Annotated in this window: 12 protein-coding genes; 7 read left to right on the top strand and 5 right to left on the bottom strand. The window is 59.2% G+C overall.

Annotated features, from left to right (window positions below):
* The first annotated feature begins 98 nt into the window (after positions 1-98).
* Positions 99-1,313, top strand: coding sequence for an MFS transporter (locus ACA074_RS17780; protein ID WP_497677501.1), 1,215 nt, complete (start codon positions 99-101; stop codon positions 1,311-1,313).
* Positions 1,314-1,480: 167 nt separating this feature from the next.
* On the top strand, positions 1,481-2,266 hold the full coding sequence (locus ACA074_RS17775; RefSeq protein ID WP_034154648.1) for a sulfite exporter TauE/SafE family protein: 786 nt from the start codon (positions 1,481-1,483) through the stop codon (positions 2,264-2,266).
* A 45-nt stretch (positions 2,267-2,311) separates the two neighbouring features.
* On the opposite strand, the gene ACA074_RS17770 is transcribed toward ACA074_RS17775, so the two are convergent.
* Positions 2,312-2,776: a GNAT family N-acetyltransferase gene (locus tag ACA074_RS17770; protein WP_497677500.1), complete on the bottom strand. Its 465-nt coding sequence runs from the start codon at positions 2,774-2,776 to the stop codon at positions 2,312-2,314.
* Between the two features lie 207 nt (positions 2,777-2,983).
* Between ACA074_RS17770 and ACA074_RS17765 the strand changes: the two genes are divergently transcribed.
* The 3 genes from ACA074_RS17765 (at position 2,984) to ACA074_RS17755 (ending at position 4,326) form a co-directional block, all read left to right on the top strand.
* Entirely contained in the window at positions 2,984-3,553 is a 570-nt protein-coding gene (locus tag ACA074_RS17765; protein ID WP_489880322.1) for a DUF4174 domain-containing protein, read from the top strand.
* A 22-nt stretch (positions 3,554-3,575) separates the two neighbouring features.
* Positions 3,576-3,803 carry a hypothetical protein gene (locus ACA074_RS17760; protein ID WP_497657753.1) on the top strand — a complete coding sequence of 76 codons (228 nt, stop codon included), beginning with the start codon at positions 3,576-3,578 and terminating at the stop codon, positions 3,801-3,803.
* A 196-nt stretch (positions 3,804-3,999) separates the two neighbouring features.
* Positions 4,000-4,326 carry a DUF6124 family protein gene (locus ACA074_RS17755; protein WP_497677499.1) on the top strand — a complete coding sequence of 109 codons (327 nt, stop codon included), beginning with the start codon at positions 4,000-4,002 and terminating at the stop codon, positions 4,324-4,326.
* A 64-nt stretch (positions 4,327-4,390) separates the two neighbouring features.
* On the opposite strand, the gene ampC is transcribed toward ACA074_RS17755, so the two are convergent.
* Positions 4,391-5,557, bottom strand: coding sequence for a class C beta-lactamase (gene ampC / locus ACA074_RS17750; protein ID WP_497677498.1), 1,167 nt, complete (start codon positions 5,555-5,557; stop codon positions 4,391-4,393).
* 160 nt (positions 5,558-5,717) lie between these two features.
* Here ampC and ACA074_RS17745 point away from each other — a divergent pair, with 160 nt between their 5' ends.
* Complete coding sequence (locus ACA074_RS17745) at positions 5,718-6,590, top strand: LysR family transcriptional regulator (protein ID WP_497677497.1); 873 nt, start codon at positions 5,718-5,720, stop codon at positions 6,588-6,590.
* 128 nt (positions 6,591-6,718) lie between these two features.
* Here the strand turns inward: ACA074_RS17745 and gudD are convergent, their stop codons facing one another.
* Complete coding sequence (gene gudD, locus ACA074_RS17740) at positions 6,719-8,062, bottom strand: glucarate dehydratase (RefSeq protein WP_497677496.1); 1,344 nt, start codon at positions 8,060-8,062, stop codon at positions 6,719-6,721.
* A gap of 25 nt (positions 8,063-8,087) precedes the next feature.
* On the bottom strand, positions 8,088-9,434 hold the full coding sequence (locus ACA074_RS17735) for an MFS transporter (protein ID WP_497657750.1): 1,347 nt from the start codon (positions 9,432-9,434) through the stop codon (positions 8,088-8,090).
* Between the two features lie 367 nt (positions 9,435-9,801).
* Between ACA074_RS17735 and ACA074_RS17730 the strand changes: the two genes are divergently transcribed.
* On the top strand, positions 9,802-10,515 hold the full coding sequence (locus ACA074_RS17730) for a FadR/GntR family transcriptional regulator (protein WP_497677495.1): 714 nt from the start codon (positions 9,802-9,804) through the stop codon (positions 10,513-10,515).
* Between the two features lie 135 nt (positions 10,516-10,650).
* Here the strand turns inward: ACA074_RS17730 and trhP are convergent, their stop codons facing one another.
* Positions 10,651-11,988 (bottom strand): prephenate-dependent tRNA uridine(34) hydroxylase TrhP, encoded by a 1,338-nt coding sequence (gene trhP / locus ACA074_RS17725; RefSeq protein WP_497677494.1) that lies wholly within the window; start codon positions 11,986-11,988, stop codon positions 10,651-10,653.
* Positions 11,989-12,082 lie beyond the last annotated feature (94 nt).

Genomic DNA, 12,082 nt, shown 5'->3' with positions numbered 1-12,082 from the left:
CGCAGCCTTCGGCAGCTCCTACAGGGGATCGGTACGGGATTGATTTTTTTTGTATACAATATATGGCTCATTTCGATCCAAAGGGAGCTGCACCCGTCATGACTGACCCCGCAAGCGCCGATTTCACTCGACTCGACTGCGCCGCCCGCGCGGACAAACTGCCCTATGCCGCGTTGCTGGCCTTTGCCATGACCGGCTTCATCGCTATCCTCACCGAAACCCTGCCAGCCGGACTGCTGCCACAAATTGGCGCCGGGCTTAACGTCAGCGAAGTGCTCGCCGGGCAACTGGTGACGCTGTATGCGCTGGGTTCGATTGTCGCGGCGATTCCGCTGACCGTCGCCACACGCGGCTGGCCTCGGCGGCGCGTGCTGCTGATGACGGTGGGCGGGTTTCTGTTGTTCAACACCATCACCACGTTTTCCAGCCATTACGGCCTGACCCTGGCTTCGCGCTTTCTTGCCGGGATGGCGGCGGGGCTGTCGTGGGGGATCATGGCCGGCTACGCGCGCGGCATCGTGCCGGTGCATCAACAGGGGCGGGCGCTGGCGATTGCCATGCTCGGCACACCGGTGGCGTTGTCGCTGGGCACGCCGGCGGGGACGTGGCTGGGCAATCTGATCGGCTGGCGCGCCTCGTTCGGGATCATGTCGGCGCTGGCCTTGGTGCTGGCGGCGTGGATCGTCATCGCGGTGCCGGATCGTCCGGGGCAGAACAACGAAGAACGCCTGCCATTGCTCGAGTCCCTGCGCCTGCCAGGTGTGCGACCGGTGCTGTTCGTGGTGCTGACGTGGATGCTCGGACACAACATTCTTTACACCTACATTTCACCTTTTCTGATGCAGGCCGGGCTGGCCGAGCGCGTTGATCTGGTGCTGCTGGTGTTCGGCCTGTGTTCGCTCGTGGGGATCTGGATCATCGGCATGCTGGTGGATCGCTGGTTGCGTTGGCTGACGCTGATCAGCCTTGCGGTGTTTGCCTTAACAGCGTTGGTATTGGCGCTGATTTCGCCGTCGCCGTGGCTGATTTATGGCTGCATGGCGGTGTGGGGGTTGTCGTTTGGTGGCTCGGCGACGCTGCTGCTGACAGCGGCGGCGGATTCTGCAGGCGACCATGTCGACGTGGTGCAGGCGATGCTCACCACGTCATGGAACGTGGCGATCGCCGGCGGCGGATTATTTGGCGGGTTGCTGCTGGATCGGGCGGGGGCAATGTCGTTTCCGTGGGCGCTGCTGATCCTGTCGCTGATCGCATTGGCCACGGTGTGGATCAACAGCCATCACAGTTTCAAACCGGGGCGGCGGGTGCATTGATCTTCTAATCACTACATCATCCCTGTGGGAGCGAGCAGGCTCGCTCCCACAATGGACCTGCGGTGTGATCGAAAGGCATAACGATAGACCGTATCGATATAGGTGGTTATAAGAAAAATCGCTATGCTGCGGGCCAGATTTTTCCTGTCGTTTTTCTGGACGTCTTAATGGAATTGGCAAATTTCGGCCTGGTGATTGCCGGGCTGGTGGTGGGTTTTATTGTCGGCATGACCGGTGTCGGCGGCGGTTCGTTGATGACGCCGATTCTGCTGTGGTTCGGCATCAACCCTGCAACGGCGGTGGGCACCGACCTGTTGTACGCGGCCATTACCAAATCCAGTGGCGTGCTCGTCCATAGAAAGAACAAGAACATCGACTGGGCCATCACCGGTTGGCTGACCCTCGGCAGCGTGCCGGCGGTGGCCATGACCCTGTGGTTTCTCAGCACCCTGCACACCGCGCCGGACGCGATGAACGCCATCATCAAACAGGCGCTGGGTTTCGTCCTGTTCGCTACCGCGCTGGCGATTTTCTTCAAGAAACGACTGTTGGATTTCGCCCACAAACGCGCAGGCGGCAACTACAACCCGAGCGGTTCGCGGCTCAATGTGATGACCGTGATCACCGGGCTTATCCTCGGCACCATGGTCGCCCTGACTTCGATTGGCGCCGGCGCCCTCGGCACCGTCGCGCTGTTCATCCTCTATCCGCTGCTGCCGACCCGCCGTCTGGTCGGCACCGAAATCGCCCACGCCGTGCCATTGACCCTGGTTGCAGGTCTGGGCCACGCGAGCATGGGCAATATGGATTGGGGCGTTTTGGGCTTTTTGCTGGTCGGTTCGCTGCCGGGCATCTGGCTTGGCAGCCACCTTACCGGGCGCATCTCCGATGAAGTGCTGCGCCCGTGCCTGGCGACGATGCTGGTGTTGATCGGTTATAAATTGGCGTTTTGATCGGCGCACTCACTCGGGTGAGGGAGCAACTCCCTCACCCGAGGCTCAACGTTGAATGACGAACTTCATGATCGTCACTGGCAAATCCTCGTAGACCAGTTCCTCAACCACCTCCCAACCCAATCGCGCATACAACGATTTTGCCGCGTCGGTGTACAGGTATAGCTGCGGCACTCCCAACGCTTCGGCCTCTTCGACAATCCGATTGACCAGTTGCGAAGCAACCCCGCGTCCACGTTCCTCTGCTTTCACATAAACCCCGGCCAGCCAGGGCGTCAGCTCGGGACGTGCCTTCATGTCGCTGTCGATCAGCAGCGCGCCACCGAGTAGCCTGCCGTCTTTAATCGCCACCACCACGCTGGGGATCGCGCCTTTGCCGCAGGCTTTGCGCATGCGTTCGGTGCGGGCCTCAAGGGTGTCGCCAGGGCGGAATTCACCCCACTCCTTGAAGTTGAGTTCGGACAGTTCTTCAACAAATCCGGGGTGATCGCACAGGTATTCGATGTGCATGCATTGAACTCCATTTCGTGGGCAGAACCGCCACCCTAATGCGCTCACAAAAGGTAATCAAATCCGCGTCACGATTGCACGCAGGCGGTTGCGCAATACCGGTCCTGACCTAAGCTTCTGACAAGGCGACACATATTTGCCGGACACACCCGGAACAATCGCCACGATGCGCAATCAGTAGAGCGTGGATATCAAAAGGAGATGCGCATGCTCATCAGGTCACTGACCCTGACACTCTTGCTGGCGATTGCCGGCCCCTTGTTCGCCGCTGACAACGATTCGCCGATTGCCGCAGACATGGGTCGCGCCCGACCGCTGATCGTGATCGCGCAAAGCACCGTCGACCCCGTGTGGGTGAGCCTGAAAAAGTCGCTGGAGGACCCGGCCAACAAAAAGGGCGTCGCCGACCGCAACATCAAGGTCTACACCATCCTCAACATGTCCGGCCAACTCGACGGCAAGGACATGGGGCAGCAAGACACCATGGCGCTGATCCGCTCCCTTAAACTTGGCGCCGGGGCTTTGCCTAAAGTGATTCTGGTGGGTAAAGACGGTGAGAAAAAGCTCGAAAGTTCGGGGGATGAGTCAAAGTCGGTCGACCTGAAGAAAGTCTTCGAGACGATCGACGCCATGCCGATGGCCGAGAAGGAAGCGGCCGCTGCAGCCGCCGCTCAGGCCCCGGCCGCCGCCGAGCCTGAAACGGCCAAAGGTGGAAAAGGGACTAAACCGACCAAGCCTGCAAAACCGGCTAAGCCGCCGGAAATGCCGGATGATTGATGGCATGGCGTGAATCAAAGAAATGGGCGACCTCAGTAGGTCGCCCATTTTTTATTGCGTGCTGATCAAAAAGTCGTTGCAGCATATTCCTACAGAAATGTCTGAGGCAAAGACCTGCATGTACCGTGGATTTTTCCTGCAAGGCGCGGCGGCGTTGGTGAACTGGTGCGTTGTGGGGCAGGGGGATAACCTTCTTTGGCCGCTGAAAAAAACAGCGGTCGGATGTGGAAGTCCGCTGGGTAGAGAATGAAGCAAGCTTTCATGAAGCGCAGGTAGACATTTTTTATGTCAACATTGTCGCGTTTTATGGCGGCTGTGCGCGGGAGCACTTTCGAGTGCGCCGGGGTTTCGTTCTCTCCCAGGTCTTCCACACCTGCGTACAGCTGCCACCTGTCATGTGGAAGTGAGTTGGGTGGCTCCATAAAATTCAATAGAGAACTTTTCACATGAAAAAACACACACCGAATCCCCCCGAATCCTCAACCGATTCTGGATCCTTCGACTCCCGCAACACACGCCTGCGCCACCCGCATCACCCCGATCCCGTCAGCTACGTCTTCACCATCCGCCCCGATATCGATACCCCCACGCTACTGACCCACGCTTGCGAAACCCTCGCCTCGCTCAACGTCCTGACCACCGACATGGCCTGCAAACTGGACGATTCACAGCGCAGTCTCGCTCTGTCGATTCAGCAGTTGGCAGTGGTCGGCGAGTTGCTGGTCAACCGCGCGCTGGACAATCTCGAGCCGGAAGCCATTTTCCAGGCTTGAAATGGTGATAAAAAAATGGGCGACCTCAGCAGGTCGCCCATTTTTATGCCCGCTATAAATCCGGTCAGTCAGCAACAGCGCTGAGGATCGTATGCGCGATCTTCACTCGCTCCGCAATCGGATAATTTTTGTTGGCCATGATCACGATGCCAATGTCTTTGCTCGGCACGAACGCGACGTAAGTACCAAAGCCTCCGGTGGAGCCGGTCTTGTTGAGCAACACATCGTCGGGTTGCGGTTGCGGCGGAGTCAGCCACTGAACCTTATGCGCCTCCATGGCCATTGGCGTCGAGTTACCGGCCAGCAAGCGGTCGAGGCTGGTCGGGTAGCGATACATTTCCCAGCCCAGGCCTTGGGTCATGTCGCTAACGGTGTAGTAACCGGTGTGGGTCGCGGCGATGGCTTTTTGCAGCGGCGCTTCAAGGCTGGCCGGTTTCAGGTTGGCCTCGACGTAACGCAGCAGATCCGCCGCGCTGGTTTTAATACCGTAGGCTTCGGAATCCAGTGCGCCCGGACTGACCCGAACCGGTTGGTCGTTCTTGTTGTAACCCTGAGCGTAGAGCTTGGCTTCGGACGCGGGCACCTTGACGAAGGTGTGCTTGAGGCCGAGTTTCGGCAGCAGGGTTTCGCTCATGGCCTGATCAAATGGCTGGCCCAGACTTTTCGCCGTCAGATAACCGAACAACCCAAGGCTCGGATTGGAATACAGCCGATGGCTGCCCGCCGGATACACCGGTTTCCACTGTTGGTAATAGCCGAGCATCTTGTCCGCCGAATCCGCCTCGGCGGGGAATTGCAGCGGCAAACCGCCGGCGCTGTAAGTACCCAGTTGCAACACGCTGATGTTGTCGAAAGCGCTGCCTTTCAACTCGGGCCAAACCTGGCTGGCCTTGGTCGACAGGTCCAGTTTGCCCGTGGCCTGAGCGTAACCGGCCAGTGTCGCGGTGAAGGTTTTGCTCACCGAACCGATTTCGAACAAAGTGTTTTCGCTGACTTTTTGCCCGGTGTCTTTGGCGGCGACGCCGTAGTTAAAGTAATGCGGTTTGCCGTTGATGGTGAGGGCAACGGCCAGGCCGGGTATGTTCTGCTGCTGCATCACAGGCGTAACGGCACCTTTGACCAGTGCTTGCAGTTGTTCGTCGGTTTGCGGTGCGGCCATGCAGGTCGCGGCGCCGAAGAACAGGCCGAAAGCACTACAGGAAATGACTTTGCTCGGGTTGATGAATGACATAGATGAACCACTTTCCATGAGTGTTGAGGGTGTTATCCCGCTAGACTGCGGGCATTTGCAACGTTAGGCGGCTGATCAGCGCCGACAATTTAGGCAGTCTGGCATTCGTCGACAAACGATGAAATCTCGGATGAGCCATTAGAAAAATTTGGGGCAGGGCATGATTCGACCACAATTGCCGCTCAACGCACTGCGCGCTTTCGAGGCGTCAGCGCGTCATTTGAGCTTTACCCGCGCTGCCGTGGAGTTGTGTGTGACCCAGGCTGCCGTCAGTCATCAGGTCAAAAGCCTTGAAGCGCAGCTCAACGTCACCCTGTTCAAACGCCTGCCCCGCGGGCTGATGCTGACCAGTGAAGGCGAAACTTTGCTGCCGGTGTTGAGCACGTCGTTTGATCATATCGCGCAGATTCTGGAACGCCTCGCCGGCGGACAGCATCGCGAGATGTTGACCGTGGGCGCGGTGGGCACCTTTGCCGTGGGTTGGTTATTACCGAGGCTTTTGGACTTTCGGCCGAAACATCCGCTCATAGATTTACGGCTGTCGACCAACAACAATCGCGTGGACGTCGCGGCAGAAGGGCTGGATTACGCGATCCGGTTTGGCGCCGGAGCGTGGCACGGCATTGAGGCGACCCGGCTGCTGGAAGCGCCGCTGTCGGTACTGTGCGTCCCGGAAATCGCCCGGCAATTGCACGCGCCGGGGGATCTGTTGCAGCAGACGTTGCTGCGTTCCTATCGCACGGATGAATGGCCGGAGTGGTTTCAGGCGGCAGGTATGGCGACTCAGGCAGCACCGCCGCAGAGCGTCGTCTTCGACTCGTCGCTGGCGATGATGGAAACGGCGTTGCAGGGCGGCGGGGTAGCGTTGGCACCGCCGCTGATGTTCGCGCGGCAACTGGCGGCGGAGGCGATTTGTCAGCCGTTTGCAATCGAGATCACCACGGGGAGTTATTGGTTGACGCGATTGCAGTCGCGGCCGGAGACGGCGGCGATGCTCGCTTTCAAGAACTGGTTGTTACAAGTCTCTGGTTAATACAGAGCCCCCTGTGGGAGCGAGCCTGCTCGCGAAAGCGATGTGTCTGTCGACAGAAGTGTTGGCTGTTATACCGCCTTCGCGAGCAGGCTCGCTCCCACAGGGACTGCTGGTGGTTCCAAAAAACCTTAGCGCACCAGACACGGCCGCTTGTTATCGAACTTCCACCCCGGAATCAAAAACTGCATCGCCACGCTGTCATCCCGTGCGCCCAGGCCCATGCCTTTATAGAGTTCGTGAGCCTTGGCCACCTGATCCATGTCCAACTCGACACCCAGCCCCGGTTTCTTCGGCACCTGCACGCAGCCGCCGACAATCTGCAACGGTGCCTTGGTCAGGCGCTGGCCGTCCTGCCAGATCCAGTGGGTGTCGATGGCGGTGATATCGCCCGGTGCGGCAGCGGCGACATGGGTAAACATCGCCAGCGAGATATCGAAGTGGTTGTTGGAATGCGAACCCCAGGTCAGGCCCCACTCATGACACATCTGCGCCACGCGCACCGAGCCCTGCATGGTCCAGAAGTGCGGGTCGGCCAGCGGGATGTCGACTGATTGCAACTGGATCGCGTGGCCCATCTCGCGCCAATCGGTGGCGATCATGTTGGTGGCGGTTTTCAGTCCGGTGGCGCGGCGGAATTCGGCCATGACTTCGCGACCCGAATAACCGTTTTCCGCACCGCACGGATCTTCGGCGTAAGCCAAAACCCGATGCTGATCGCGGCACAAGCGGATCGCTTCTTTCAGTGACCACGCCCCGTTCGGATCAAGGGTGATGCGCGCATCCGGGAAGCGCTCTGCCAGTGCCGTTACCGCTTCGATTTCCGCATCGCCGCTGAGCACGCCGCCCTTGAGCTTGAAGTCCTTGAAACCGTATTTTGCATGGGCCGCTTCGGCGAGACACACCACCGATTCGGCGGTCATGGCCTTCTCGTGACGCACGCGAAACCAGTCGTTTTCGGCGTCTGGTTCGCTGCGATAAGCGAGGTCGGTTTCGCGTTGATCGCCGACGTAGAACAGATAGCCAAGCATCTTCACTTCATCGCGTTGCTGACCTTCGCCAAGCAGCGCCGCGACCGGTACGTCGAGGTGCTGGCCGAGCAGATCAAGCAGGGCGGCTTCCAGGCCGGTGACCGCGTGAATGGTGATGCGCAGGTCGAAGGTTTGCAGGCCACGGCCGCCGGCATCGCGGTCGGCGAAGGTCTGGCGTACTTGATTGAGGATCTTCTGCCAGGTGCCGATCGGGCTGCCGATGACCAGGCTGCGCGCGTCTTCCAGGGTCTGGCGAATGCGTTCGCCGCCGGGCACTTCGCCGACGCCGGTGTGGCCTGCGTTGTCCTTGAGGATGACGATGTTGCGGGTGAAGAAAGGCCCGTGGGCGCCGCTCAGGTTGAGCAGCATGCCGTCGTGGCCGGCCACCGGGATGACTTGCATGTCGGTGATGATCGGGGCTTTGGCGGTGTCGTGTGCGTTCATTGTTTTTATCCCTGGAAACGGAAAGTCAGGCGTGCTTCGGCGCGGTATCGACTACGGCGGCAACTGTTGCGGGTTTCGCTGTGGTGCGGGCGTAGAACACGATGATCGCGGCGATGATCGAGGTCGCAGCCAGACCATAGAGGCCGCCCTGAATCGAGCCGGTGTGTTCTTCGAGCAGGCCGAAGGTGGTCGGTGCGACGAAGCCGCCGAGGTTGCCGACCGAGTTGATCAATGCGATCACTGCAGCGGCGATCCGCGCGTCCAGATAGGCCTGCGGAATCGGCCAGAACAGCGACGAGGCGGACTTGAACCCCAGCGCCGCAAAGCAGATCGCGACAAAAGCGAAGATCGGCCCGCCGGTGGTGGACATGAACATCCCCGCGGCCGCGATCAACAGCGCCGTGGCGACCCACGCCTGCTGGTGCTTCCACTTGGCCGAGAGCGTGGCGAAGGTATACATGCCGATAATCGACAGCAGCCACGGAATCGAGTTGAACAGCCCGACCTGGAAGTCGCTCATGTCGCCCATTTTCTTGATGATGCTCGGCAGCCAGAAGGTCGCGGCGTAGATCGTCAATTGGATGAAGAAGTAGATCAGGCAGAACAGGATGATCTGGCGATCCTTGAGCAGTTTGCCTATCGATGGCCGGATCGGTGTGGCGGCTTCGCGAGCCTTCTGTTCATCGTCGATGGCGTTGACCAACGCGTCCTGTTCGGCGCGGGTCAGCCATTTCGCGTCGTGGGGTTTGGCGTCGAGCCAGAACCAGACGAACACGCACAGGCACACCGAAAACATCCCTTCAATGAAGTACATCCATTGCCAGCCGTGCATGCCCAGGCCGTTGATTTGCAGGAGCAGGCCGGACAGCGGGCCGGAGATCAACGAGGCGATGGCCGAACCGCTGAGGAAGATCGCAATCGCCTTGCCGCGTTCGACACCGGGCAACCAACGGGTGAAGTAGTAAATCACGCCGGGAAAGAACCCGGCCTCGGCCACCCCGAGCAGAAAGCGCAGGATGTAGAAGTGGGTTTCGTTCTGAATGAACGCCATGCCGGCGGCGACCAGCCCCCAGGTGAACATGATGCGGGTCAGCCAGATTCGTGCGCCGATTTTTTGCAGCAGCATGTTGGAGGGGACTTCGAATAGCGCGTAGCCGATGAAGAACAGACCGGCGCCGAAGCCGTAAGCGGCGGCACCAATACCCAAGTCGTGTTCCATGTGGGTACGGACGAAACCGATGTTCACCCGGTCAATGTAGTTGACGATAAACATGATCACGAAGAGCGGCAGAACGTGGCGTTTCACTTTCGAGATGGCCGATGCGAGCGTTGGATCAACGCCCTCGTTCATCCCGGAGACGGAGGTTTTCACTAGGTTTTCTCCCACTGATTATTTTTATGCGGGGTAGGGCTTGGGTGCAGCATTGTTGATAGACATCATACAACCTGATTTTTTTGTCCTACAAGTGGGCAGTGCCTATTAAATTTATCTTGTGAGTGATTTTTTTATGTTTTTTTTGATTTTATTCCTGTTTTTATTGGGTCTTGTAGGTTTTTTTTGGCTTGGATATTTTCAGCGGAGGGGGTGGTCGGTTACAGGGAGGCGCTGAGTAAACGTGAAATATTTACGGATTATTGAGTGTTGTCATACAAGTTGAGTTGACGATCGGATCTAAAATCAATCTCGTCACCCCTCTGCCCGGTGCTACGATCCGCAAGTCCCGAACACGGAATAACCCATGCAAGATGACCTCGATGCCCCAGCCCGCAAACGCGCGCACAACCTGGCCCACGATCTGGTGGAAAAACTCACCCAGAGCATCCTGCTCGGCCAGATGTCGCCCGGCGACAAGCTGCCTTCGGAGAACTCGATCGTTCAGGAACACGGTGTCAGCCGCACGGTGGTGCGCGAGGCAATTTCCAAGTTGCAGGCTTCGGGGCTGGTAGAGACGCGGCACGGCATCGGCACGTTTGTGATCGAGCGTGCGCCGGAGCATGGGCTGCGGCTGAACGTAGATACGGCGCTGGGGGTGCGCAGTATTCTCGAATTGCGTATGGGCCTGGAGACCCAGGCAGCAGCGTTGGCGGCGCAACGGCGGACCGAGCAGCAACTGTTGCAGATGCGCCAGGCGCTGGATGACTATCAACGGTTGCTGGCCAATAACGACAGTTGCGTCGAGGCGGATCGACGCTTTCATCTGTTGATTGCCGAGGCCACCGGTAATGTCTGCTTCAGCGAAATCATGCAGCATTTAGGCAGCGCGATGATTCCCCGCACGCGGGTCAACGCGGTCGAGCGGGGTGCGGCGGATTTGAGCAAGTTGGGGCAACTTGCCAATCTGGAGCACGAGGCGATTCTGAATGCGATCAGGCGTCAGGATGCGGATGCGGCGCGCGCGGCGATGTGGCTGCACTTGACCAACAGCCGCGACCGGTTCAGTGCGCAGGGCTGATCGCCGTTGGTTGCGCGAAGAATTTACCGGGTCCCACCGCCCCTGTAGGAGCTGCCGCAGGCTGCGATCTTTTGATCTTGTTTTCAAGAATCAAAGTCAAAAGATCGCAGCCTGCGGCAGCTCCTACAAGGGCCTTCAAGCGCTCCCCACATCCCGCATCAACAACCCGAACCGCAAATCCACCGCATCCGGAATCGGCACATACACCGTATGCCCATCCCCCGGCGCCACCTCAATCGCTTCACCCTTGAGGGTCTGCAATTCATCCAGATCAAAGTGAAAATTGCCCTTGGGCGTCATCAACTCGAGATGATCACCCAGCGCAAAACGATTCTTCACCTTGACCTCGGCCAGTCGATCACGCCGCTCACCCGTCAACTCGCCGACAAACTGCTGGCGCTGCGACACTGAGCTGCCGTTCAGATAATTCTGGTACTCGTCATGCACATGGCGACGCAGGAAACCCTCGGTGTAACCGCGTTGGGCCAGCGATTCCAGATCGGTCATCAGGCTGCGATCGAAGACACGTCCCGCCACCGCATCATCAATCGCCCGGCGATACACCTGAGTGGTGCGTGCGCAGTAGAAGTGCGATTTGGTCCGGCCCTCGATCTTCAATGAATGCACGCCCATGCGCGTCAAGCGCTCGACATGCTGCACCGCGCGCAGATCCTTGGCGTTCATGATGTAGGTGCCGTGCTCGTCCTCGAAAGCGGGCATCAATTCGTCGGGACGGTTGGCTTCCTGGAGCAGGAACACCTGATCGGTCGGGGCGCCGATACCCAGCGTCGGTTCGGGCTGGAACGTCTGGACGATTTCGCCGTTCTGATTTTCCGTAGCCTGCTGCGCCGAGTATTTCCAGCGGCAGGCGTTGGTGCAGGTGCCCTGATTGGCGTCGCGCTTGTTCATGTAGCCCGACAGCAGGCAGCGCCCGGAGTAAGCCATGCACAGCGCCCCGTGAACGAATACTTCCAGCTCCATGGTTGGCACGTGCTCGCGGATTTCGCCGATCTCCTCCAGCGACAGTTCGCGCGACAGGATGATCCGACTCAGGCCCTGCTGTTGCCAGAACTCGACGCTCGCCCAATTCACCGTGTTGGCCTGTACCGAGAGGTGGATCGGCATCTGCGGGAAATACCGGCGCACCAGCATGATCAACCCCGGGTCGGACATGATCAGCGCGTCCGGGGCCATTTCGATGACCGGCGCCAGGTCCTTGAGAAAAGTCTTCAACTTGGCATTGTGCGGCGCGATGTTGACTACCACGTAAAAGCGCTTGCCCTGCGCCTGTGCCTCGCGAATGCCGAGCGCCAGGTTGGCGTGGTCGAACTCGTTGTTGCGCACTCGCAGGCTGTAGCGCGGCTGACCGGCGTAGACCGCATCGGCACCGTAGGCAAAGGCGTAACGCATGTTTTTCAAAGTGCCGGCGGGGGCGAGCAGTTCGGGGGCGGCGAGGGTGGCGGTGAGGGTCATGGCGGCATCTGTCGCAAAAGCGCAGCAGGGTAGTGCGGTTGCCGGCAGGGTTTATTGATCTGGGTCTACGTTCGAGTGGTGCGATGTGGGTCTG

Source organism: Pseudomonas sp. LBUM1655 (assembly GCF_059716085.1).
Note: the sequence above shows the minus strand (reverse complement) of the source record. Positions and strands in the feature narration are given on the sequence as shown.